Source organism: Bacillus atrophaeus (assembly GCF_001584335.1).
GTDB lineage: Bacteria > Bacillota > Bacilli > Bacillales > Bacillaceae > Bacillus > Bacillus atrophaeus.
Genome location: NZ_LSBB01000018.1, coordinates 188,281 through 211,440, shown reverse-complemented (window position 1 = coordinate 211,440; position 23,160 = coordinate 188,281). Strand labels below are relative to the sequence as shown.

The 23,160-nt window shown below is 44.4% G+C and carries 24 protein-coding genes and 1 pseudogene; 3 read left to right on the top strand and 22 right to left on the bottom strand.

Annotated elements, in window-relative coordinates:
• Positions 1 to 65: 65 nt before the first annotated feature.
• From AXI57_RS09840 to rpsU, 8 genes and pseudogenes are all read right to left on the bottom strand, one after another.
• Complete coding sequence (locus AXI57_RS09840) at positions 66 to 1,025, bottom strand: PhoH family protein (protein WP_004429475.1); 960 nt, start codon at positions 1,023 to 1,025, stop codon at positions 66 to 68.
• A pseudogene (gene yqfD, locus AXI57_RS09835) lies at positions 989 to 2,219 on the bottom strand (sporulation protein YqfD). The gene AXI57_RS09840 and the pseudogene yqfD overlap by 37 nt, the downstream one beginning before the upstream one ends.
• Before the next feature lie 18 nt (positions 2,220 to 2,237).
• Positions 2,238 to 2,519 (bottom strand): sporulation protein YqfC, encoded by a 282-nt coding sequence (gene yqfC, locus AXI57_RS09830; protein WP_004429468.1) that lies wholly within the window; start codon positions 2,517 to 2,519, stop codon positions 2,238 to 2,240.
• A 56-nt stretch (positions 2,520 to 2,575) separates the two neighbouring features.
• On the bottom strand, positions 2,576 to 3,010 hold the full coding sequence (locus AXI57_RS09825; protein WP_010789241.1) for a hypothetical protein: 435 nt from the start codon (positions 3,008 to 3,010) through the stop codon (positions 2,576 to 2,578).
• 27 nt (positions 3,011 to 3,037) lie between these two features.
• Positions 3,038 to 4,033 carry a flotillin-like protein FloA gene (floA, locus tag AXI57_RS09820; RefSeq protein WP_010789242.1) on the bottom strand — a complete coding sequence of 332 codons (996 nt, stop codon included), beginning with the start codon at positions 4,031 to 4,033 and terminating at the stop codon, positions 3,038 to 3,040.
• A 24-nt stretch (positions 4,034 to 4,057) separates the two neighbouring features.
• Entirely contained in the window at positions 4,058 to 5,350 is a 1,293-nt protein-coding gene (locus AXI57_RS09815; RefSeq protein WP_141292151.1) for an NfeD family protein, read from the bottom strand.
• A 156-nt stretch (positions 5,351 to 5,506) separates the two neighbouring features.
• Positions 5,507 to 5,953 (bottom strand): GatB/YqeY domain-containing protein, encoded by a 447-nt coding sequence (locus AXI57_RS09810; protein WP_004429460.1) that lies wholly within the window; start codon positions 5,951 to 5,953, stop codon positions 5,507 to 5,509.
• Positions 5,954 to 5,967: 14 nt separating this feature from the next.
• Entirely contained in the window at positions 5,968 to 6,141 is a 174-nt protein-coding gene (gene rpsU, locus AXI57_RS09805; protein ID WP_003152957.1) for a 30S ribosomal protein S21, read from the bottom strand.
• A gap of 176 nt (positions 6,142 to 6,317) precedes the next feature.
• Here rpsU and AXI57_RS09800 point away from each other — a divergent pair, with 176 nt between their 5' ends.
• Positions 6,318 to 7,244 (top strand): Na/Pi symporter, encoded by a 927-nt coding sequence (locus AXI57_RS09800; protein ID WP_061669968.1) that lies wholly within the window; start codon positions 6,318 to 6,320, stop codon positions 7,242 to 7,244.
• A gap of 53 nt (positions 7,245 to 7,297) precedes the next feature.
• Here AXI57_RS09800 and mtaB read toward each other — a convergent pair whose 3' ends face one another.
• The 12 genes from mtaB to gpr form a co-directional block, all read right to left on the bottom strand.
• Positions 7,298 to 8,653 carry a tRNA (N(6)-L-threonylcarbamoyladenosine(37)-C(2))-methylthiotransferase MtaB gene (gene mtaB, locus AXI57_RS09795; protein WP_061669967.1) on the bottom strand — a complete coding sequence of 452 codons (1,356 nt, stop codon included), beginning with the start codon at positions 8,651 to 8,653 and terminating at the stop codon, positions 7,298 to 7,300.
• Positions 8,653 to 9,423, bottom strand: a complete 771-nt coding sequence (locus tag AXI57_RS09790; protein WP_061669966.1) for a 16S rRNA (uracil(1498)-N(3))-methyltransferase — start codon at positions 9,421 to 9,423, stop codon at positions 8,653 to 8,655. Before AXI57_RS09790 ends, mtaB begins: the two co-directional genes overlap by 1 nt.
• 22 nt (positions 9,424 to 9,445) lie before the next feature.
• Positions 9,446 to 10,381 carry a 50S ribosomal protein L11 methyltransferase gene (gene prmA, locus AXI57_RS09785; protein ID WP_004429453.1) on the bottom strand — a complete coding sequence of 312 codons (936 nt, stop codon included), beginning with the start codon at positions 10,379 to 10,381 and terminating at the stop codon, positions 9,446 to 9,448.
• 24 nt (positions 10,382 to 10,405) lie between these two features.
• Positions 10,406 to 11,536, bottom strand: a complete 1,131-nt coding sequence (gene dnaJ, locus AXI57_RS09780) for a molecular chaperone DnaJ (RefSeq protein ID WP_061669965.1) — start codon at positions 11,534 to 11,536, stop codon at positions 10,406 to 10,408.
• 197 nt (positions 11,537 to 11,733) lie between these two features.
• Entirely contained in the window at positions 11,734 to 13,563 is a 1,830-nt protein-coding gene (dnaK, locus tag AXI57_RS09775; RefSeq protein ID WP_061669964.1) for a molecular chaperone DnaK, read from the bottom strand.
• 23 nt (positions 13,564 to 13,586) lie between these two features.
• Positions 13,587 to 14,150, bottom strand: a complete 564-nt coding sequence (gene grpE, locus AXI57_RS09770) for a nucleotide exchange factor GrpE (RefSeq protein WP_004429442.1) — start codon at positions 14,148 to 14,150, stop codon at positions 13,587 to 13,589.
• Between the two features lie 72 nt (positions 14,151 to 14,222).
• Positions 14,223 to 15,254, bottom strand: a complete 1,032-nt coding sequence (gene hrcA / locus AXI57_RS09765; protein WP_004429439.1) for a heat-inducible transcriptional repressor HrcA — start codon at positions 15,252 to 15,254, stop codon at positions 14,223 to 14,225.
• A gap of 80 nt (positions 15,255 to 15,334) precedes the next feature.
• A complete protein-coding gene (gene hemW / locus AXI57_RS09760; RefSeq protein WP_061669963.1) occupies positions 15,335 to 16,474 on the bottom strand; it encodes a radical SAM family heme chaperone HemW in 1,140 nt (379 codons plus the stop codon).
• A gap of 56 nt (positions 16,475 to 16,530) precedes the next feature.
• On the bottom strand, positions 16,531 to 18,366 hold the full coding sequence (gene lepA / locus AXI57_RS09755) for a translation elongation factor 4 (RefSeq protein ID WP_004429435.1): 1,836 nt from the start codon (positions 18,364 to 18,366) through the stop codon (positions 16,531 to 16,533).
• A gap of 133 nt (positions 18,367 to 18,499) precedes the next feature.
• Positions 18,500 to 18,838 (bottom strand): YqxA family protein, encoded by a 339-nt coding sequence (locus tag AXI57_RS09750; RefSeq protein WP_004429433.1) that lies wholly within the window; start codon positions 18,836 to 18,838, stop codon positions 18,500 to 18,502.
• Between the two features lie 18 nt (positions 18,839 to 18,856).
• Positions 18,857 to 20,065, bottom strand: coding sequence for a stage II sporulation protein P (spoIIP, locus tag AXI57_RS09745; protein WP_061669962.1), 1,209 nt, complete (start codon positions 20,063 to 20,065; stop codon positions 18,857 to 18,859).
• Between the two features lie 66 nt (positions 20,066 to 20,131).
• Entirely contained in the window at positions 20,132 to 21,235 is a 1,104-nt protein-coding gene (gpr, locus tag AXI57_RS09740; RefSeq protein ID WP_003325397.1) for a GPR endopeptidase, read from the bottom strand.
• Positions 21,236 to 21,439: 204 nt separating this feature from the next.
• Between gpr and rpsT the strand changes: the two genes are divergently transcribed.
• Positions 21,440 to 21,706 carry a 30S ribosomal protein S20 gene (gene rpsT, locus AXI57_RS09735; protein WP_003325396.1) on the top strand — a complete coding sequence of 89 codons (267 nt, stop codon included), beginning with the start codon at positions 21,440 to 21,442 and terminating at the stop codon, positions 21,704 to 21,706.
• A gap of 14 nt (positions 21,707 to 21,720) precedes the next feature.
• On the opposite strand, the gene holA is transcribed toward rpsT, so the two are convergent.
• Together holA and AXI57_RS21730 are read right to left on the bottom strand one after the other, a co-directional pair.
• A complete protein-coding gene (gene holA / locus AXI57_RS09730; RefSeq protein ID WP_010789253.1) occupies positions 21,721 to 22,764 on the bottom strand; it encodes a DNA polymerase III subunit delta in 1,044 nt (347 codons plus the stop codon).
• 39 nt (positions 22,765 to 22,803) lie between these two features.
• Complete coding sequence (locus tag AXI57_RS21730) at positions 22,804 to 22,953, bottom strand: hypothetical protein (protein ID WP_010789254.1); 150 nt, start codon at positions 22,951 to 22,953, stop codon at positions 22,804 to 22,806.
• A gap of 40 nt (positions 22,954 to 22,993) precedes the next feature.
• On the opposite strand from AXI57_RS21730, the gene AXI57_RS20835 reads away from it, so the two are divergent.
• Entirely contained in the window at positions 22,994 to 23,128 is a 135-nt protein-coding gene (locus AXI57_RS20835) for a YqzM family protein (RefSeq protein ID WP_003229983.1), read from the top strand.
• The last annotated feature ends 32 nt before the right edge of the window (positions 23,129 to 23,160 follow it).

Sequence of the window (23,160 nt, the reverse complement as noted above, 5' to 3'; positions counted from 1 at the left end):
GAAAAATCAAGCAAATGAAGCAATCATAAAAATGACCCGATAACGGCAGATCGGGTCATTTGGCATTAATTTTGCTTATCATATGCTTCAATAATTTTAGCAACAAGCGGATGTCTGACCACGTCTGTCTGATCCAATTCAATCACGGATATGCCGCTTATACGATTCAGCATGTCCCTTGCGACCGCAAGTCCCGATTTGACGCCTTTCGGCAGGTCAATTTGGCTTACGTCGCCTGTAATGACCATTTTAGAGCCAAAACCCAGTCTCGTCAAAAACATTTTCATTTGAGCAGGCGTGGTATTCTGTGCTTCATCAAGTATAACATAGGCATCGTCAAGGGTTCGCCCTCTCATATAAGCAAGCGGGGCGATTTCGATAACCCCTCTTTCAAGAAGGCGCTCCGTATGATCAGTCCCCAGCACATCGTGGAGAGCATCATACAGCGGGCGCAAATAAGGATCCACCTTTTCCTTCAAATCACCGGGCAAAAATCCTAAGCTTTCGCCGGCTTCCACGGCAGGCCTTGTCAAAATAATCTTTTTAATATGTCCGTTTTTCAGCGCATGGACCGCTTTCACAACCGCCAAGTACGTTTTGCCGGTTCCTGCAGGCCCGATTCCGAAAACAAGGTCATTGTGTTTCATGGCGGCGACATATTCCCGCTGGCCGATGGTTTTTACGCGAATCGGTTTTCCTTTTGCATTTTTCGTAATCTCTTCTTCATAAATGCTTTCAAAGTAGTCAAGTTCATCTTTTTTTGCCATTTTGATGGCGTAAATCACATCACGTTCCGAGATCTCTATCCCCTTGCGGATTAATGCGAGGAGCGATCCCAGCAGCCTGTCGGCAATCTGAAAAGTTTCTTCATCGCCTGACACATAAACTGTTTCACCGCGCGTGACGATATTTACATTCAGATCTTTCTCCATCAGCTTTAAATAAGCATCTTGATTTCCGAACAAAGAAAGCGCTTCGTCCGTGCTTTTCAGTTTTTGATTAATCGCAAGTAAATGTTCTGCCATTCTTTAGTCTCCCTGAACAATAGGTGTGGTTTGAACGATATCTTCTATAACTTGGTAGAGAATAATCAACTTTACTTTACCATTCTCAACGGATTGGTGCAAAACTTTTTCACTTTTCACCTGCCCGTCTCCTCCTAATTTATCTTCTACATCCTGTTTACCCATTTCAATGCCTTCTTGAACCGCTTCTTTTCTCGTGTATTTTCGCAAGGCTTCTTCGCTTTCTCTCGTCTGCTCTTTAACATAAGACACAGGCAGTTTAAACCCCAGAAATTGCAGTGAGTGTGTTTCTTGTTCTGTTTTTGGGTGTTTGATTTCTTCTTTTTGAAAAGAAAATCCCCAGAAAGGCACAGCCCACGATCCAAAGGAGAGCTTGTGCTTTGTCCTTACTTTACCCGTATATACTGTAAAAGATGTTTCAAGCGGCACCGTTACTTTAGATTTGTACCAGGTTTCCCCGTAGATTTCAGCTTTCGAGGCCACTTTTTGCTCATTGTCTTCATTTCCGATCAAACCCGAAACAAGCATTTGCCCTTTTTCCACATGGTCATGAATCATCACGAGCGGCTGCCCTTTTTGAACAAACATTCGCGTAATGATTGCTTTCTTTTTGGCTACAATGTGCTGCGGACTGACATACTTGTCTTTATTCGGCTCATTTTTTTCAACGACTTTCATGTGAAATGTCGTTCCTTTCAGTTCGACGCCGACCCATGTAATGTTCTCAATACCGTTTGTTAATGACTTTTGGATTTTTTCCGGAGATAAAATTAAAAATTGCAATCGTCCCTTTTCAACGCCGATTTCTTCCAGATGCTTCATCATTTGATGTTCTGTTTCAGGTTTGGCTCCTGTAATATCTATTCTCCAGACCATGTTAGAAAGAAGAAATAATATAATGAAAAACAGAATAAAACCTACTGTAAAGCCTAAGTTCAGCTTTGACTTCAGCAGCAGGAAGGGAAGGCCTTTCCGTTTTGTGAACCGGGCTTTACAGTCAAAATGCCGGATGACTCTGCGAAAGGCATGTACATCCTGGAGCTGGATAGATAACCATACGGTATCCTTCTTTTTTTTCACGTGAAATATCGGTATTCCTCTTCTGATACACTCATTTAAAAGGCGTTCAACGCCTGTTCCCTTCACTTCAAGCTGAACCTTACCTGAAAAAAAAGACAGCCATTTGTTTTTCACTTGTTTCCCCCCTCGGCTTTATGAATCAACATATCGAACGACATCAATTGTGCCTTCCAGCAGAATTTCTTCCGGAAGAATTGCTTTAATCACCATGTTTTTTCCTGAAATGATACACTGCCCCTGTTTCAGCATCAGCCTGACTTCATCCTCGCTGAAAAGCAGAAGGCCTCTATGGTTTTCTATGTAGATATGGAGCCTGCCAACCATCGTAATGCGCGGCAAATCCATCATGACATCCGGGGGAATTTCCAATGCTCTTGTCAGCCAAGCCTTTACACGATTCTTTCTTTGCCCCATAAAAAAAGAACCCCCTTTCATCTCATATGTATGATTTGAAAAGAGGTTCTAATACTTTATTTTTTATGGGTTGCCCGCATTGTATGATGCGGTTTTTTCGCGCGCGGCGGTCCGAAAACTTCCCCTAGAACGATTCCTTGCACGACAGTATCTTTGTTCATTTGAAGCACTTTTTGCTTCGTATATGAGGTATTTCTTTTTTTGACTTGGAGTTCCTGTTCAAGTCCTTTAAGCGTCTGTTCGGTTTCCCGGCGCCTTTGCTCAGCCTGAGTCCTCATCGTTTGAAATTTGTTCTCCGCCGATTGATCCGGAATTTGAGCCTGGACTGGCTGCTTCTCTTCCGAAACAGTCTGCGCTTTAACCGGCTGCGGCTGTTGTGGTCTCTTTACAGGTGACTCTTCTTTCTGGTCTTTATTTTTTTTACCGAAAATTGCTGAAATAATTCCAATCACTGCCGCGATTACCAGCGGATTAGTCAGTATATCTTTCATAATTGCGCTCCCTCCTTTTTAGAGAGATTAAGAGGTGTGGTCGTCATCTGCCGGATCTTTCGTTAATTTCCCGAAAGAGTCGCGCATGCCTGTATCTGCGTCAATATTTTTTATGTTCATATAATCCATTACGCCGATATTGCCTTCACGTAAGGCTTCAGCCATCGCAAGCGGCACTTCAGCTTCGGCCTCAACCACTTTTGCACGCATTTCTTCAACGCGGGCACGCATTTCCTGCTCTTGGGCAACGGCCATGGCACGACGTTCTTCCGCTTTCGCCTGAGCGATATTTTTATCAGCCTCTGCTTGGTCTGTCTGCAAAATAGCACCTATATTTTTACCGATATCGACGTCCGCAATATCAATCGAAAGGATTTCAAACGCTGTACCTGAATCCAATCCTTTTCCTAAAACTGTCTGTGAAATCATATCCGGATTTTCAAGCACTTTTGTATGATGCTGGGAAGAACCGATTGTTGAGACAATTCCTTCTCCGACCCGGGCGATGATCGTTTCTTCTCCCGCGCCCCCTACTAAACGGTCAATATTCGCACGTACCGTAATTCTTGCTTTTGCTTTCACTTCAATTCCGTTCATGGCCACACCCGCAATAAATGGTGTTTCAATCACCTTAGGGTTTACACTCATTTGAACGGCTTCAAGCACGTCACGCCCGGCAAGATCAATTGCCGCACAGCGGGCAAAGGACAACTCAATGTTGGCACGCTGGGCAGCGATTAAAGCATTGATTACCCTGTCAACATTTCCTCCTGCGAGGTAATGGCTTTCCAGCTGATTTGTTGACACATCAATTCCCGCTTTATGCGCTTTGATTAATGGATTAACAACGCGGCTTGGGATAACCCGGCGAAGCCTCATCCCCACTAAGGTAAAGATACTGATTTTTACTCCCGCCGCCAATGCTGAGATCCAGAGCATAACCGGCACAAATGTGAAAAATACGGCTAATACGATGATCCCGACTGCGATGAGAGCTAAGACCATTAAACTTGACATTTCCATGTCATTCCTCCTCGGTTTCCTTTTTTATATTTCTCTCACAACAATGCGTGAGCCTTCCACTTTAACCACTTTTACTTTTTTATCCTTTGCGGTGAATGAGCCTTCAGATACGACATCAAGCCGCTCATCCTCTATGATGACTGTTCCTGACGGTCTGAGAGCAGTGAAGGTTACTCCAGTTTTTCCGATGAGGTCAGTGCGGTTTTCATTTGATATATAACCGCTCTCAGTACTCGTCGAGTCATTCAATATAAACTTTTTAAAGAATTTCATACGTTTCCCCAACACCCTTGTCAGTAGAATGAAAGCTATGATAGATACCGTGATGGCGATTAAAAGAGAAACGGCCATCACCGTAAAACTCCCGGCAGCCATGAATAAGCTCGTTACCACCGCCGCCGCTCCCAATAATCCGATAATGCCTCCAGGCAGGAATATCTCCATGATGATTAAAATCAATCCTGCTAAAAACAACAATATTGTTTCATAACCGGCAAGCCCCGCCACTAAATGTCCGTAAAAAAACAGCAGCAAGGCCGTCAGCCCTGCGGCACCAGGGATTCCAAAACCAGGGGTGAATAGCTCCACGACCAGCCCAAGGCAAGCGATTGTTAACAAAACAGGAACAACAAACGGGTTGGTCAGCCATCCGGCTGCCTTTTCAGCTACGCTTGCTTCAGCATAATGAACATCCGCATCTTTCAGATGAAGAGATTTGAGCAGCGCGTCAAGGCTTGCAGCGGTCCCTTCTGAATATCCTGCAAAAGACGCCTTTTCAGGGTTTAATGTCAGAAGGTCCCCCTTTGGTGCACCCACCTCTTTCGCATCTACGTCCGCGTCAGCCATCGCGCGTGCGTACTTTGGATCACGCCCGTTCTTGACGGCTGCATCTTCCAGTTCGGCAAGCCAAAGCGACTCGGCTTTTTTATCAGCCGCATTGCCATTCATATCTATGATTGCGGCTGCTCCCATTTTTCCGCCGGGTGCCATATACAAATCATCCGCTTGTAAAGCAATATAAGCGCCTGCTGACAATGCTCGCTTATTTACGTAAGCGGTAACAGGAATATCGGCATGATTGATGGTGTCAGCTATTTCAAGCGCGGACTCAACGGCTCCGCCCGGCGTATTGATGTTGAGGATAATATGCTTGGCGTGATTGTCTTCTGCCTCTTGAAAAGCACGTGCTAAAAATGTTGCAAGGCCTTTTTCCACCGTTTTCTCAACAGGGATCACCCAAACATTTTGCTTACTCGATTTTATGGTCGGCTGAACCCCTATTAAGAATAAAACAAATAGACTGATAAGAGCAACCATGATTCCAATCTTTTTTTGGAACAAAGGCGACGGCACCCTCCTTTCTATTTTGAAATAAGTATCTTGTTTACATACGTAAACAATGTATCAAAGGTTTCATTTTTTTATGTACATAAAAAGACATCTTTCTTGGAAAGATGTCTTTTTCTTCGTCAATTAAGACAGTTGACTGCTGACAAGCTTGTTAATTAAGCTTCCGTCAGCTTTACCTTTTACTTTAGGCATAATAGCACCCATTACCTTGCCCATGTCCGCTTTAGAGCTCGCACCGACCTCAGCAATGGTTTCATTTACGATTGTACGCAACTCGTCTTCAGTAAGCTGCTCAGGTAAATAAACTTCTAAAATGTCCAGCTCTTTTTGAACTTTATCTACTAAATCTAAACGATTAGCGTTTGAAAATTCATGGAGGGAGTCTTTACGTTGCTTAAGTTCACGAGATAGGACAGTAAGTTCCTCATCCTCGGTCAAACTGTCTTTCTTAAGCTTAATTGCTTCGTTTTGAAGTGAAGCCTTCACCATTCGAACGACAGCCAGTTTGTCTTTCTCACGGCTTTTCATATACAGCTTCATATCCTGGTTAAGTCGCTCAAGAAGACTCATAAATCCACCCTCTTTTAGAATTTGCGTTTTCTAGCAGCTTCAGACTTTTTCTTGCGCTTTACGCTAGGTTTTTCATAAAATTCGCGCTTTCTTGCTTCTTGCAAAGTACCTGTCTTTGATACACTGCGTTTGAAGCGACGAAGAGCATCTTCAAGCGATTCGTTTTTTCTAACGACCGTTTTTGACATTCTCTTTCCCTCCCTCCGAATACACCAATCGACTACCTTTAAAAAGATACACATATAAACATGTACTTTGACATTATAATATAAGCCTTCGGTCAGGTCAACTAAGTGAATTCACTTTTCCGTCATGAGCAGCCCAGCCTGTCTATATAATAGTATAAAGGAGTTGGTGCATTCTCATGTTGGTGCTGATTAGCTTTACTGCACTCATATTATTCTTTCTCGCCGGGATGAACATGCTTCGCAAAGGGCTGATTTCGCTGACGTATTCGAAAATTGAAGAGCGTCTGCTTATGTTTACTGACCATCCTTTAAAAGCATTTCTTATCAGCATTGTTTTTACGGGGTTTCTTCAAAGCAGCTCAGCCTTCATGGTCATTGTAATCGGTTTTGTGAGTGCCGGTGTGCTGCCATTTAAACGGACGATCCCGATGATTCTCGGAACAAACATCGGCTCCACATTTACAACTGAATTTCTCGCTGTGAAAATGGATGTTTTTATTTGGGTCCTTTTGATTTGCGGTTTACTGTTCACCGTCACTAGGAAATACCCTTTGAAGCAAATCGGGACCAGCTTTCTCGGACTTGGGATCATCTTTTTTTGCATCAGCGGATTCAGCCGGCTTGCCGTTCCGCTCACTCAGCTTAAAGCAGGAGCGGGCGTGCTTCAGCATCTTCACGATTCGAGCTGGTCTGCCCTCTTGATCGGCATGATATTAACGGCGATTATTCATTCCAGCTCTGTCTGTGTCGGGATTTTAATGAGTTTTATGAATGAAGGGGTGATCGGGCTCGAACAGGCCATGAGCGTTGTGCTGGGCTCAAATATCGGGACGTGCATTACGGCTGTTATGGCCGCAGTGTCTGGCGGGTATGCCGCGAAACAAACAGCCTATGCTCACGTTTTGTTTAATGTTCTTGGCGTTATGATTGTTTTTCCCATACTTCCCGGAATCACCGGTTATGTTGCACAGCTTTCTCCTGAACCGGCTCAGCAGATTGCCCACTTCAGCCTCTTGTTTAATGTTGTGACGGCTCTTTTATTTTTACCGCTCGCGAATGTATTTTATCGCTTTATCAACATGCTGATTCCCGCAAAGAATTGAACCCTTATGCAAAATTAAAAAAACCGGCACACTGAATGCGCCGGTTTTCCATATTAAGATGACAAACGAATGTGATCAGTCGTTTCTTCCTCAATGACGCGGACAAACTGCCCTTCGTTGTAAGGATATCCCGCTTTTTCAATTTTGACTTTGACAAGCTTTCCGATCAAGTCTTCCGTCCCCTTAAAGACAACCTTCATATAGTTATCTGTGTAGCCTACAAACAAATTGCTTTCGTTTGTTTCTTTATAGGCTTCCTCAGGAATAATTTCAAGAACTTCGCCTTCGTAATCAGAAGCATATTCCTTTGCAAGCTGGTCTGAAAGCGCGATAAGCTGATGAACACGTTCGTTTTTCACGTTTTCATCCACTTGGTCTTCCATTCTTGCAGCAGGAGTTCCGGTCCGTTTGCTGTATGGGAAAACGTGCAATTCTGAGAATCTGTTTTCTTTAATGAAGTCATACGTTTCCATGAACTCTTCTTCTGTTTCACCCGGGAAACCGACGATGACATCGGAAGTGACAGCCAGGCCTGGAAGTGCTTTTTTCAATTTATTTAAACGGTCAGCGAAAAATTCCATCGTATATTTCCGTCTCATCCGTTTTAATACAGTATTGGACCCTGATTGAATCGGAATGTGCAAATGACGGACAATCTTATCAGAGCGGTCCAGCACTTCAATGACTTCATCTGTAATTTGGCTTGCTTCAATGGAAGAAATTCTGATTCGTTTTAACCCGTCAACGCGGGCATCCAGTTCTCTTAAGAGCTTAGCGAAATTATAATCTTTCATATCCTCTCCGTATCCGCCAGTATGAATACCGGTAAGGACAATCTCTTTGTATCCCGCGTCCACAAGCTGCTGAGCCTGCTTGATGACTTCCTCAGGATCACGAGAGCGCAGAAGGCCGCGTGCCCAAGGAATGATACAGAATGTGCAGAAATTATTGCACCCCTCCTGAATTTTCAATGAAGCTCTTGTCCGGTCAGTGAAAGCTGGTACATCCAGCTCTTCGAAGACTCTTGCTTTCATGATGTTGCCGACTCCATTGATCGGCTGGCGTTCTTGCCGGTACTGCTCAATATAGCCGAGCATTTTTTCACGGTCCTGCGTTCCAACCACGATATCGACTCCGGGAATGGCCATAATTTCTGCCGGTGAGGTCTGCGCATAGCATCCTGTAACACAGATCACGCCGTCCGGATTATGACGAATGGCGCGTCTGATCACCTGACGGCTTTTTTTGTCGCCTGTATTTGTTACCGTACATGTATTAATGACATATACGTCAGCAGCTTGTTCAAACTCTTTTCTTTCGTATCCGGCTTCTTTAAAGAGCTGCCAGATAGCTTCTGTTTCATAATGGTTGACTTTACAGCCAAGCGTATGGAACGCAACAGTTGCCATTATTGTTCACCTCTTAATAACTCTGTATGATAGGACACCGCGCCTAAAGCGTAAAGCGGGGCAGTCTCTGTTCTTAATATCCTCGGGCCGAGTCCGCACGGAACCGCGCCTTTTCCTTTGAGCTGTTCCACCTCTGATTCAGTTAAACCGCCTTCAGGTCCGAATATGATCAATAGCGATGATTGATCCGGCAGGCTGCTTAAGACTGAAGTGAGGGCGCTTGTTTCTCCTTGCTTTGATGACTCCTCGTATGCAACGACACATTTATCGAAGTCCTGCACCTTACTTAGCAGCTGCTGAAAGGTATGAACGGGAGCGACATCCGGAATTTCATTGCGATAGGATTGCTCTGCCGCTTCCTTTGCGATTTTCGTCCATCTTTCCCGCTTCTTTTTTGCCTTTTTGTCATCAAGTTTCACAACGGAGCGGGCAGCTTGAAAAGGAAGAAACATACTTGAACCCAGCTCTGTTCCTTTTTGTATAATCCACTCGAGCTTATCCCCTTTCGGGAGGCCGCTGGCGATATGGACCTTTATTGGAAGCTCCCTGTTTGCCCCCGTCCACTCCGACACAAGACAGGCAACCTTTTCCTTTGAAACAGATTGCAGTTCACATTTCGCTTCATGGCCGTCCAAAGAGCAGCAAATGATCTCGTCCCCGGCACTCATTCTCATCACATTGGTGATATGATGAACGTCTTCACCGGTTATCATGAACGCCGGGCCTGCTTCCATTTGCTGTTTTGTGAGCTCGATAAAATATCGTTGCATACGTTGTGACACCTACTAACTCTTATTTTTTCGCAATAATGCTGACCCAATCTTCCATTGACAGAATTTCTACGATTGTAAATCCCGCTTTTTCTAAAGCATCTTTTACTTCCTGCTTTTTTTGGCCGATAATACCCGATGTGATGAAATGTCCGCCGTTTTTCAGAAGGTCGTAAGCTTCAGAAGTAAAGCGGAGAATTACCTCCGCCAAAATATTGGCGACGATGACATCATGCTCCCCTGTAATTCCGTCCAACAAATTATTTTGCTTCACTTCAGCCGTCCCGCTGACTTTATTCAACTTAAGATTCAGCCTTGCGCTTTCAACAGCCACCGGATCGAGATCATAGGCATGCACTGATTCAGCGCCAAGCATCGCAGCGCCAATACTTAAAATCCCCGACCCTGTGCCTACATCAATAACACGGTCGCCTTTTTTCACAAATCGTTCGAGCGCCTGAATGCAAAGCACGGTCGTCGGATGTGTCCCCGTTCCAAAAGCCATTCCGGGGTCCATTTCAATTATCAGCTCATCTGTATGGACCGGTGTATATTCCTCCCACGTCGGTACAATTGTGAACTTTTCAGATATTTTCACAGGATGATAATACTTTTTCCAGGCTGTCGCCCATTCCTCTTCATTCACTTCGGAAATGGTAATTGTGTTTCTGCCCAGATCAATATTATAAATCAGCAGGTTGTTAATCGTTTCTTTGATTCCATCTACGGTTTCACCAAGAAAGCTGTTAATCGGCAAATATGCTTTAACAATGACACCCTCGTCGGGATAATCATTGGGGTCGAGCTGGTAGATTTCCCCGTACACATTCTCACGTTCCTTGATTAAATCAAGCGGGTCCTCTATCACAACTCCACTTGCACCAGCTTCATGCAATATATTTGAGACAGGTTCGACCGCTTCATGTGTTGTGTGAATGCTGATTTCGGACCATTTCAAAACTACCAACTCCTCTATTCAATCTTACTCGCCTTTAAATGCGCGCTTTACTTTATCAAAAAAACTCATTTCTTGCTCATCAGGCAGATTTCCGCTGACTTCTGCAAAATCGCGGATAATCTCTTTTTGTTTATCTGTCAAATTGGTCGGTGTCACGACACGCACGACGATATGCTGGTCGCCTTGACCGTAGCCTCTGACATTTTGTACGCCTTTGCCTCTTAGTCTGAATTTCGTTCCGGTTTGTGTTCCTGCCGGGATTTTCAACTTCACTTTCCCGTGAAGCGTCGGCACTTCCACTTCATCTCCAAGAGCGACTTGCGCGAAAGTTAATGGCATTTCGCAGTAAATATCGTCTCCGTCACGCTCGAAAAATTCATGCGCGCGCACATGGAATACGACAAATAAATCTCCCGCCGGTCCACCGTTTACACCCGGTTCACCTTGACCCGGCACCCGAAGCTGCTGGCCGTCGTCAACACCCGCCGGAATTGTAATGTTAATTTTCTTGCGTTTTTTGACTTTTCCGCCGCCGCCGCAGTCCGCACATTTATGCTTAATGATTTTTCCCGTGCCTTCACAATGATGGCAGACTCGTCTGTTTACAACTTTTCCAAACGGCGTATTCTGCTCAACATTTAATTGGCCGGAGCCGCCGCACTGTGAACATGTGTCAGGCTTCGTGCCCGGCTTTGCGCCTGACCCTTTACACGTTTCACAAGTTTCCTCGCGCGGGATCTCAATGATTGTTTCTTTTCCAAAGACCGCATCTTCAAATGACAATGTCATTGTATACTGTAAATCCGCTCCCTGACGCGGTGCATTCGGGTCTCTCCGTCTCGTTCCGCCGCCGAAAATACTGGAGAAAATATCGTCGAAGCCAAAGCCTCCGAAATCTCCGCCGCCGCCAAAACCGCCGCCGCCAAAGCCATGGTTAGGGTCAGTATGCCCAAATTGGTCGTATTGCGCGCGTTTCTGGTCATCAGACAGCGCTTCATACGCTTCTTTAACCTCTTTGAACTTTTCATCTGATCCTGCTTCTTTATTAATATCAGGATGATACTTTTTAGAAAGCTTTCGATAGGCCTTTTTGATTTCATCCTTTGAAGCGCTCTTACTTACTCCCAGCACTTCATAGTAATCACGCTTACTCATCTCGTTCACTCTCCCGATTTTCTCACATAAATTAGATTGTATCACTTTGAATTGTGTTTTTTCAATTCCTTTTATCCCGGGCAAGAAAAAAAGTCAAAGCCAAGAGATGCCTGACTTTGACTTTCTAACCATTGAATCAGTTTGTGAAAAGCAGTTCTTTTGGATGCCCGCCGGATGGACGGGCTTCCGAAAAAAACTTATTTTTTGTTTTGATCGTCGTCGTTTACTTCTTCGTACTCAGCATCTACAACATTGTCATCCGCTTTTCCTGCGCCTTCAGCTTGCTGCGCTTGTTTTGCAGCCTCTTCATAAAGCTTCATGGAAAGCTCTTGAACGATTGCTTGAAGCTCATCTTTTTTCGCTTTGATGTCTTCAAATTCGTTTTTCTCAATCGCAGCTTGCAATGCTTCTTTAGCATCGTTCGCTTTTTTCACTTGCTCTTCGTCCACTTTGCCTTCAAGATCTTTTAATGTTTTCTCTGTTTGGAAAACAAGCTGATCGGCTTCGTTGCGGACTTCGATTTCTTCTTTTTTCTTGGCATCAGCGTCAGCATTTTCTTCCGCTTCTTTTACCATGCGTTCGATCTCATCATCAGAAAGACCTGAAGAAGATTTGATTGTGATGTTTTGCTCTTTTCCTGTTCCTAAATCTTTCGCTCTTACATTTACGATACCGTTTTTGTCAATATCGAAAGAAACTTCGATTTGCGGTACGCCGCGCGGTGCCGGCGGAATGTCAGAAAGCTGGAAGCGGCCTAGTGTTTTGTTGTCCGCAGACATTGGACGCTCACCTTGAAGAACGTGGATATCAACAGCCGTTTGGTTGTCAGCGGCAGTTGAGAACACTTGTGACTTACTTGTCGGAATTGTTGTGTTGCGGTCGATCAGTTTCGTGAACACGCCGCCCATTGTTTCAATACCGAGAGAAAGCGGTGTAACGTCAAGAAGCACAACGTCTTTTACATCGCCAGTGATAACTCCGCCTTGAATGGCAGCGCCAAGAGCAACCACTTCATCAGGGTTTACGCCTTTATGAGCTTCTTTGCCTGTTTCTTTCTTGATTGCTTCTTGTACAGCCGGGATACGAGTTGATCCGCCGACAAGAATAACTTTGTCAATTTCGCTTGCAGACAGGCCTGCATCTTGAAGCGACTGACGTACAGGTCCCATTGTGCGTTCCACTAAATGAGCAGAAAGCTCTTCGAATTTAGCGCGGGAAAGCGTAAGCTCCAAGTGAAGCGGTCCTGCTTCTCCAGCTGTGATAAACGGTAAAGAAATTTGAGTAGACGAAACGCCTGAAAGATCTTTCTTCGCTTTTTCAGCAGCATCTTTTAAACGCTGAAGCGCCATTTTGTCTTTTGAAAGGTCGATTCCGTTTTCTTTTTTAAATTCAGCTACAAGGTGGTCGATGATGACTTGGTCAAAATCGTCTCCGCCAAGACGGTTGTCACCTGCAGTTGAGCGTACTTCGAAAACGCCGTCGCCCAATTCAAGGATTGACACGTCGAATGTACCGCCGCCAAGGTCGTATACAAGGATTGTCTGATCTTCATCTGTTTTGTCAAGGCCGTAAGCAAGTGCTGCAGCAGTCGGCTCGTTGATAATACGTTCTACTTCAAGTCCTGCAATTTTACCAGCATCTTTTGTTGCTTGGCGTTCTGCGTCATTGAAGTAAGCCGGTACTGTGATAACGGCTTTTGACACCGTTTCGCCAAGGTAGCTTTCAGCGTATGATTTAAGGTGCTGAAGGATGATAGCTGACACCTCTTGAGGTGTGTAGTCTTTTCCTTCTACATCTACTTTATAATCAGTCCCGATATGGCGTTTGATAGACATGATTGTGTTTGGGTTTGTGATAGATTGGCGTTTTGCCACTTCCCCTACTTGGCGTTCGCCGTTTTTAAACGCGACAACTGATGGAGTTGTGCGGTTTCCTTCAGCGTTTGCAATTACTTTTGGCTCGCCGCCTTCAAGCACTGCAACACATGAGTTTGTTGTACCTAAGTCGATTCCGATTACTTTACTCACTTGAATTACCTCCTGCTATGTAATTATTGATTTACTTTTACCATGGAAGGACGGATAACGCGATCCTTCAGCTTGTAGCCTTTTTGCATTTCTTCTACAACGATGTTTGAGCCGTAGTTTTCATCTTCAACCTGCATAACGGCCTGGTGAAGGTTCGGGTCAAACTCTTGTCCGACAGCTTCGATTGCTTCCACGCCTTCGTTTTTCAGCGCGTCTAAAAGCTGGCGGTGGACCATTTCCATTCCTTGGAGCAAACTTTTCGTCTGTTCATTGTCGGCTTCAACCTGAAGCGCTCTTTCAAAGCTGTCAAGAGCCGGCAGCAAATCAGTCACGATGTTTTGAGAACGGTACTTCTGGGACGCTTCCATTTCTAAACGGCTGCGTCGTTTATAATTTTCAAAGTCTGCTTGAACACGCAAAATTTTATTTTCCTTTTCATCCAGCAAACCTTGCAGTTCGTTAATTTGATTTTGAAGAAGTTCGCCTTCGTTTGTTTCTTCTTGCTGCTCTTCTGCTGCGGCTTGTTCTTCCATCACTTCTTGTTCTTCTGCTTCATTTTGTTCTGTGGTTTGTTTTTCTTCTGACATTGTGTTCACCTCCCTCAAAGTGTAAAGGAGAAGGGTTATATACACCCTTCGATAAAATTTGCCAAAATTCCCTTATTCATCATACAAAGTTGTTAATGCTTTTGACAAGTCTGAAGTCACATGCTGCAGCAGGCTGACAACCCGGGAATAGTCCATGCGGGTCGGGCCGATGATTGCGATTGATCCTATTTGCTTTGTATCTACAGTATAGGTTGCAGTAATCAGGCTGCAATTTTCCATCTCTTCATAATCGTTTTCTTTCCCGATTTTAATGGAAATGCCTGTTTCAGCTGATTGAAACAGCCTCAAGACGTCCTGCTCTTTTTCAATTAAAGAAAGCAGCGATCTGACTCTGGCAATGTCATGAAACTCCGGCTGGTTCAGCATGTTAATCTTGCCGCCGAAAAACAACTTTTCGACGTGGCTTGTGGAATGAAATGTAGAACGCAGCGCATCAAGTATATTGTCATAATTGGTGATATGCTGTCTGAGATACATGACAACTTCTTTAAAAATACGCTCGTTCAGCTCATCCATCGGAACGCCGGTTAATCGGTCGTTCAATATATTGACCAGCTTTTCAATATCAGACAGATCCATTTTGGCAGGGAAATTAATCGTTTTGTTTTCCACATGCCCGGTGTTTGTGACAAGGATCGCTACAGCCTTGTCAGGCTGGATCGGAACGATTTGAATCTGTTTAAGATAATTCTCGCTCAGCTTTGGCCCGAGTACGATGGATGTATAGTTCGTGAGCTCGGATAGAATTTGCGCCGATTTTTGAACGGTTTTCTCCAGCTCGAAAATTTTCTCTTTAAAAATCGAGTGGATTAAGCTTAGGTCTGTCTTTGTCAGTTTGACAGGTGACAGTAAATGATCAACATAATACCGATACCCTTTTTCTGACGGAACACGCCCTGAGGAAGAATGAGTTTTTTCGATAAAACCCAGTTCCTCCAAGTCAGCCATCTCGTTTCTGATTGTTGCGGAGCTAAATGTGATTTCATCTTTTTTCGAAAGAGTTCTTGATCCTACAGGCTGTGCAGATTGGATAAAATCATTAATAATAACCTGCAGGATCAGCAGCTGACGATTGGTTAACATCATCATCACCTCTGTTAGCACTCTCAATGAACGAGTGCTAATTGTATATCAAAAGTAACAAACCATTAGAAAAATGTCAATTATAACTCACCCAAAAATGCGCCAAAAACTTCATTCCCCAGCAATTTGCCATTATGGGTCAGGGATACGGAACTTTCTGTGTTATGAATCAGACCCTTATCTGAAAGGCCGCGCAGGACATGGGCGAACAGTTCGTCCAGTGAACACCCGTATTTCTCAAAGAATCTTTTTTTGCTGACACCGGCTGTTTTTCTGAGGCCGAGAAAAAGCTCTTCTTCGATTTGTTCCTCTTTCGTCACCTCATGTGTGTCTCTGTAAGGAAATCCTTTCTCGTTGATAAGGTCAATATAGTGTTTGACCGGGCCGGCGTTTACTGTCCGCACCCCGTTGATATACCCGTGTGCACCCGCTCCGAATCCGAAGTAATCTTCATTGCTCCAATACGTCAGATTATGCTTTGATTCCAGCCCCGGTTTTGCAAAGTTGCTAATCTCATATTGATGGATATTTGCATCGCTCATTTGCCGCATCACAAGTTCATACATTTCTGCTTCCTGATCTTGAGCCGGCAAATGCAGCCGCCCTTTTTGCATCAGGTTATAAAAAACGGTTTTGGGTTCTACAATAAGCGAATATACGGAATAATGCTCTGCATTCAAAGATAAAGCGGTTTGCAGGGATTGATCAAGATGCTCCAATGTTTGCCCCGGCAGGCCGAACATCAAATCAAGACTAATGTTCTCAAAACCGAGCGCTCTCGCCCGTTCAAACGATGTGAAAACATCCTTCTTTTTGTGCACCCTTCCGATTTTTTTCAGCAGGTCGTCTTCAAAGGTTTGGACGCCAAAGCTCAGCCGGTTGACTCCCGCGCCTTTCAACACCTTTAATTTCTCAGCTGAGAGATCATCCGGGTTTGCTTCAACTGCGAATTCCGGAAGAGGGCTTGAAGGCTTAAGCACGCGATGAACGATGTCCATCAATTTTTCGAGCTGCGCTTCAGACAGGGAGGTCGGCGTGCCGCCTCCTATAAAAATGGTATCCAGCTTCGGCTGTCCTGTTTTCGCAACTGTATTTATCATTTCCTTCTCGAGCGAGTTTAAGTACTCGTCGACAGGCTGACTTTGAATAAAATATTTATTGAAATCACAGTAGTGGCAAATATGCTCACAAAACGGGATATGAATATACGCTGATTTCAATGGTTCCACCTTCTTTTAAAGAAAGAAGCCGCAGTGCTGGACTGCGGCGGCTTCTATTATTTTTTCGGACTGTCGTCCATTTTGAGGACCGCCATAAATGCTTCTTGCGGCACTTCGACAGAGCCGACCTGCTTCATTCGGCGTTTTCCTTCTTTTTGCTTTTCAAGAAGTTTCCGTTTTCGCGAGATGTCTCCGCCGTAACATTTAGCCAATACGTTCTTACGCATGGCTTTAATGGTGGAGCGTGCCACGATTTTCTGGCCGATCGCCGCTTGAATCGGTACTTCAAAGTGCTGGCGCGGAATGAGCTCTTTCAGTTTTTCTACAATTACTTTTCCGCGTTCGTACGCGTAATCGCGATGCACGATAAATGAAAGGGCGTCGATTTTTTCTCCGTTCAGCATAATGTCCATTTTGACAAGTTGAGACGGTTTGTAGCCGATCAGTTCATAGTCAAAGGACGCGTAGCCTTTTGTGCTTGATTTAAGCTGGTCAAAAAACTCATAGACGATTTCCGCTAATGGCATGTCATAGACAATGCTGACGCGATTTGCGTCTAAATATTGCATGTCGATAAAATTGCCGCGTTTTCCTTGGCAAAGCTCCATCACTGCACCGACATAATCGTTCGGCACCATCATTGTCGCTTTTACATACGGCTCTTCTATCCGTTCTATCTTTTGAGGATCAGGCATATTTGACGGATTATCAACCACCACTTTTTCGCCGTCTGTCATATACACATCATATATAACACTCGGTGCTGTTGTGATCAGGTCGATTTTAAACTCACGCTCAATCCGCTCCTGAATGATTTCCATGTGAAGCATACCTAAAAATCCGCAGCGGAAACCGAATCCGAGCGCTTGGGATGTCTCTGCTTCATATTGAAGCGATGAGTCATTCAGCTCAAGCTTTTCAAGAGCTTCCCTTAAATCGTTGTATTTGGCCGTATCGATCGGATACAAACCGCAATACACCATCGGGTTAAGCTTGCGATATCCAGGCAATGCTTCGGCAGCTTGATTGGCCGCGCTTGTTATCGTGTCACCGACGCGGGTGTCTCCGACGTTTTTAATAGCCGCAGTCAAAAAGCCTACGTCACCGACTGTCAGTTCATCGGTCGGAGTCGCTTTCGGGGTGAACACGCCGACTTCTGTTACTTCAAATTCTTTTCCCGTTGCCATCATTCTAATTTTTTGCCCTGGCTTTACCGTTCCTTCAACGACTCTGATATAAGCCACGACACCGCGGTAAGCGTCATAAAGAGAGTCGAAAATAAGAGCTTTAAGCGGCGCTTCCGGATCGCCTGTCGGAGCAGGCACTTTTTCAACGATCTGCTCTAAAATTTCCTCTATGCCGATTCCGGCTTTCGCAGAAGCGAGAACAGCTTCTGAGGCGTCAAGCCCGATAACATCTTCCACTTCTTGCCGCACACGTTCCGGCTCTGCGCTCGGAAGGTCGATTTTATTGATGACCGGAAGGATTTCAAGATCGTTATCAAGCGCCAAGTAGACGTTAGCCAGCGTCTGGGCTTCGATTCCCTGAGCCGCGTCAACGACAAGTATCGCTCCCTCACAGGCTGCAAGGCTTCGCGACACTTCATATGTGAAATCGACGTGCCCCGGCGTATCAATCAGGTGAAAAATATATTCTTCACCGTCTTTTGCTTTGTATTTCAGCTGAACGGAGTTTAATTTAATGGTAATGCCCCGTTCACGTTCAAGATCCATGGAATCAAGCAATTGTTCTTTCATTTCTCGTTGAGTGATTGCCGACGTTTTTTCTAAAATCCGATCCGCTAAGGTGGATTTACCGTGGTCAATATGGGCGATAATGGAGAAATTCCGAATTCTCGACTGCCTCTCTAAACGCTTTTCTTTATCTGTCACAATCTATCACTCCTACTATTAAACGCAAAATACACTAGCTTAGATTATATCAATAGGATTGTAAAGATTCAATGTAAAACGAGAAAGAGAAAAGCTCCCTGCCTATCCGGGCCGCTTTTCTCTTTTTCTCACTCTACTCTCTTAACTCAAGCATCCAGTTATAAACGGCTTGCGCTGTGTTTGTCACTGTATCTGAAAGTGCTTTTCCCGTCTTTGAGAAAACATTAAACGATTCCACCTGCTCCAGTTCTTTTTGCTTCTCTTCCAAATCTTTCGTTGTCACTGTTTGGCCGAGAATGGATGCTTCTTTTTCATTGTTTTCTCCGTCTGTAAGCGTAAATGCGCCTTTTAAAGAGGGGTCATGATAACCTTTCATATCAAGCATTCCGTTATTGGCCTGCTGCATGCCAAACAAAACGCCTAAAAACATAACGATGACAATCAGCAGACACTTGCCGGCATATCCAATCAATTTGAACCACCTGATTTCTTATTGTTTTTTCTTGTCGCCAGAATCAGCATTTACTTTCTCCGCATCCCAGAATAGTTCGCTGAAGACATCAGCTGTTGCATCCGCCGTATGCTGCAGCTCTTCTAAATTATTATCAACGCCGCCAAATTCGAGCAGCAGGGCTCTGTCGTTCAGGTCTTGGTTGTATACGCCATTATCGCCAGGTGAGCCTTTTGAGAAAACGCCCGTGCTAAGGCCGGGATATTTTTTCTCCATCAGTTTATGAAGTTCACTTGCAAGCTTGTAGTTTTGTTCAAAATTTGCGGTTTTTCTGCCGACGACAAACGCCAATCGGGCATAGCTCTTCCCTTTGATCGTTGTCGTAGTATTTTTCTTGCGTTTGGAGTCTCTATGGATATCAATGATATACTGCAGGTTCTTATTTTTCGTCAGCGCTTCTTTGACGACCGGTCTTGATTCATCATAGGATCTCGCGTAATTTAAGCCCTTTTTATTCAGCTTGGCCTGAATATCGGTTTTATCAACAGTTGCGCCGACCCCTTGTGCTTCCAGCGCTTTGCCGAACATCCCTCCGACAAGCGTCACATTGGCTTTAGAATGACGCGCCATGTCGGGATTTGTTTCTCCTTTCAGCAGAGGGAGATAGGATTCCGTATTATGAGTGTGGTAAATATAAACAACCTTTCGATCACCCGTTGTCTGTTTCGGCGGTTCTTGTTCTGTATTTTCTTTTTTCGTTTGCTGGTTTTCAATCTCTGCAAGATTAGCTTCCTTCTCTTCCTGCATGACTTCGGATGGCGGAGGAGATTCTGACGGCATGTTTGTATAGTCTGTCCCTTGTCCTGCAACGAGGATTTCTGTATCGAATTGAGAAAAACCGGGCAGCTCGCGGCCAAGAAAACTCCGCGGATCTTCGAGATTGATGCTTGTGGCCAATTTTAAAGAAAGCCGTGAAAGATGGAATGAGCTGCTCTCTGTATCAGAAAGATCAGATGCGAAGTAATGGTTCTCCATCCGAAGCAAGTGTGCAAATACGTCTCCCGGCAATTCATCCGCAAATCCGTAGAGGGAATTGGATGAGGGCCTGAGTTCCGGACGGAGAGACGTCAGCACACCAGATAAAATAAATATCACTAATAGACTTGCGATAAACAAAAAAATGCCTTTAACCGCATTCGCACCGTTCACCGCTACAACAATTTGACGGTTTCTGCGTTTTTTTCTCATTGTTCGAATCCCTCCAACGCTTGTCTAGTAATTACTCTATGAACAAGCTAGAGGAAGTAGAACAATTTAGTGATTGTAGGACCCCTTATTATCTTGAGAAATTTTTTCATGGAGCGCGGTGTTTAAACCGTTTGCCAAAACATTCGCCATATCATCAATAAAGGTATCCACTTCTTTTGGCGTCACCATTAAGTTATGGCCTAGAGGCGAAAGGACTTCTTGAATCAGCTGGCGTTTCTCCTGTTCTTCAAGTGATCCGACAATGCCGAGGAACGATTTTCGCTGTTCCGGATCGGGCAGGTCCTCTTCAGTGAGGACTTTCTTTTTCCCAAAACTCATCCCTGCCGGCACAAGAGATCTTGACGGACTGTCATCTTTCATTTCTCTGCCAAAATGCTTCAATATGTAATCTACCGTATCACTCGCAATCGTTACCGCGTCTACCACTGTCGGAACGCCGATCGCGATAACCGGAATCCCGAGTGTGTCATTACTCAATTCCTTGCGTTTATTGCCGACTCCGGAGCCCGGATGGATGCCTGTGTCCGATATTTGAATCGTCGTATTGACTCTTTCGACCGCCCGAGCCGCAAGCGCATCAATGGCAATAACAAAATCAGGCTTGGACTGCTCGATGACACCTTGAATAATATCGCTTGTTTCAATGCCCGTTAAACCCATTACACCGGGTGCAAGCGCGCTGACAGGCCTGTACCCTTCCTGCACGTTTTCCGGCTGAAGCTTAAACAGATGCCTTGTCACTAACAGATTTTCAACGACATTCGGACCGAGAGCATCAGGGGTAACGTTCCAGTTTCCAAGGCCGACGATTAAACAGCTCGCATCCTTAGGGATCTTTAAATTTTTCAGGAATGAGGAGAATTCTTCCGCAAATACCTCTACCACCTTCTCCTGCATTTCCGAATCGTGCTCTCTGATTCCTTGGGCTTCAATGGTTAAATACCGTCCCTGTTTTTTCCCAGAAAGCTTCGCGCCTTCCTCTGTAATATCAACGGTTCTGATTTTGATGCCGCCTTTATCGCGTTCCTTTTCGATGAAACCTTGAATCTCTTTTTTCGGAGCAGCCTGGCCGGCCATGGCTTCCTTTGTTTCCACTGCCAAATCCGTACGTATCAAAAACTGATTCACATCCAGCTCACTCTTTTTCACTGTCAGGACCTCCTCCAATTTTCATTACAAGTATTGTTGCCATTTGTAAAACAAAACATTCGGCCGGAGGGCCTTCAACGAAAAATACTTTACATTTATATTGCAATCTAAAGGTGTGTTTGATAGAATACAATTTGTTCTATTGTGAAGAAGATTTAACCTTAAGACACTGTGCTACAGGTTGTATCTTAGGAGGTGAAACACATGCCAAACATTAAATCAGCGATTAAACGTACAAAAACTAATAACGAACGCCGCGCTCATAACGCGACAATCAAATCTGCTATGCGTACTGCAATCAAACAAGTGGAAGCTTCAGTTGCTAACAACGAAGCTGACAAAGCGAAAACTGCTCTTTCTGAAGCAGCTAAACGTATTGATAAAGCAGTGAAAACAGGTCTTGTACACAAAAATGCCGCAGCTCGATACAAATCAAGCTTAGCTAAAAAAGTGAACGGACTTTCTGCATAAAAAAGCAACGATCCTCAATATTGAGGATCGTTTTTTTCGTTTACCTTTAAAAGCTGCAAAAGAAATAATTCAAGCAGCAGCTGCTTGTCCTTTTTTCCCGTTTTCATTTCATAGTCCATTACGGCGAGGCTTTCAATGATATGCCTCAGCTCCGCTTCTGAAAAAAGCCTTGCTTGGTCCATTGCAAGTTTCACCCGGAAGGGATGGACTTTTAAATTAGCAGCAATCTGTTTTTGTCCGTAGCCTTGTTCGGCAAAATACTTTGTCTGTAAAATCAGCCGGAATTGATTTGAGATAAGAGCCATAATCTTAATGGGCTCTTCATTTTGCTTAAGCAAATCATAGAAAATCTGCAGGCTTTCCGTCCGTTTTCGATTTACGATTTTATTGATCAGCTCAAAAATATTCTGCTCTAAGCTCCTCGCCACAAGCGCCTTGACATCATCAAGCATAATTTCTTCACGCTCGCCGATATAAGTGCAGAGCTTTTGAATTTCTTGATAGATGGATGACAGATGCCCGTTAACGAGCAGCACCAAATGCTCCGCCGCTTCCTCACGGATTATTTTATGTTCTGTTTTCGCCAGATTCATTGTAAAATCCGTCGTTTCCTTCGCATTCAACTCTTTTGCTTCCACCATAAACGCCTTCTTTTTCAGCGCTTTCGTCAGCTTTTTCCGTTCATCGAGCTTCTCATAAGGCGCCAGCAGCACAAAAACTGTGTAAGGGGCCGGTTCTTGTATGTATGCCTCCAGCGCACTGACGTTGTGCTCAACTTTTTCTTTCTTTTTTTCCCCTGTCAGAAAGTACGGATTTTTCACGATCACAAGACGGCGCTCTCCCATAAACGGAAATGTTTCAGCGTCCGCTACAGCAAGGTCCAGGGGATCCTCTTCAAGATCAAAAACAGACAGGTTAAAATCCTTTGTCTCCTGATCAATCACAGCCTGTCTGATCCGGCCGATGGTCTCTTGGAGCAAGTATGTCTCTTTTCCATATAAACAATAAACAGGATGGACATCTCCTTTTTGCAGGCTTTTCCACACATCAAATACCATTGTTGTACGACTTCCTCTCTTTCTTCATCCCCTTCTATCCTAAATTGTGATCGGCAAATAGTAAAGAGGAAGCCAAAGAACAGCTTCCTCATTTATAGTAAACGCCTGATCGCAAGCCCCCGGGTCAACTTGTAAAAAGGCGATAATCACAAGAACAGAAAACGTTACCTTCACTTCTAGATTTTTCAAAATGATTCCATTATACTTAAGTTAGTCAGGAGGGGTAAAATTGAATGATTTTGAAAAAAACGTTCAAAGCAAACGAAATGATGCTGTAGACTCAGCTGTTGGTTTTGTTGTGTCCTTTGGATTTTTCGCCTTCTTGTTTGTTATGGCAACAGTTATTCACCTTGTCGGTTCCTAACAGCGATTGCCCGGGCTGCTGATATTATCGGC

Bases quoted from the DNA above. Each gene is read 5' to 3' on its own strand.
- AXI57_RS09840 (WP_004429475.1), bottom strand. From the start codon at position 1,025: ATGGCAGAACATTTACTTGCGATTAATCAAAAACTGAAAAGCACGGAC.
- yqfC (WP_004429468.1), bottom strand. From the start codon at position 2,519: ATGGGGCAAAGAAAGAATCGTGTAAAGGCTTGGCTGACAAGAGCATTG.
- AXI57_RS09825 (WP_010789241.1), bottom strand. From the start codon at position 3,010: ATGAAAGATATACTGACTAATCCGCTGGTAATCGCGGCAGTGATTGGA.
- floA (WP_010789242.1), bottom strand. From the start codon at position 4,033: ATGGAAATGTCAAGTTTAATGGTCTTAGCTCTCATCGCAGTCGGGATC.
- AXI57_RS09815 (WP_141292151.1), bottom strand. From the start codon at position 5,350: ATGGTTGCTCTTATCAGTCTATTTGTTTTATTCTTAATAGGGGTTCAG.
- AXI57_RS09810 (WP_004429460.1), bottom strand. From the start codon at position 5,953: ATGAGTCTTCTTGAGCGACTTAACCAGGATATGAAGCTGTATATGAAA.
- rpsU (WP_003152957.1), bottom strand. From the start codon at position 6,141: ATGTCAAAAACGGTCGTTAGAAAAAACGAATCGCTTGAAGATGCTCTT.
- AXI57_RS09800 (WP_061669968.1), top strand. From the start codon at position 6,318: ATGTTGGTGCTGATTAGCTTTACTGCACTCATATTATTCTTTCTCGCC.
- mtaB (WP_061669967.1), bottom strand. From the start codon at position 8,653: ATGGCAACTGTTGCGTTCCATACGCTTGGCTGTAAAGTCAACCATTAT.
- AXI57_RS09790 (WP_061669966.1), bottom strand. From the start codon at position 9,423: ATGCAACGATATTTTATCGAGCTCACAAAACAGCAAATGGAAGCAGGC.
- dnaJ (WP_061669965.1), bottom strand. From the start codon at position 11,536: ATGAGTAAGCGTGATTACTATGAAGTGCTGGGAGTAAGTAAGAGCGCT.
- grpE (WP_004429442.1), bottom strand. From the start codon at position 14,150: ATGTCAGAAGAAAAACAAACCACAGAACAAAATGAAGCAGAAGAACAA.
- hrcA (WP_004429439.1), bottom strand. From the start codon at position 15,254: ATGTTAACCAATCGTCAGCTGCTGATCCTGCAGGTTATTATTAATGAT.
- spoIIP (WP_061669962.1), bottom strand. From the start codon at position 20,065: ATGAGAAAAAAACGCAGAAACCGTCAAATTGTTGTAGCGGTGAACGGT.
- rpsT (WP_003325396.1), top strand. From the start codon at position 21,440: ATGCCAAACATTAAATCAGCGATTAAACGTACAAAAACTAATAACGAA.
- holA (WP_010789253.1), bottom strand. From the start codon at position 22,764: ATGGTATTTGATGTGTGGAAAAGCCTGCAAAAAGGAGATGTCCATCCT.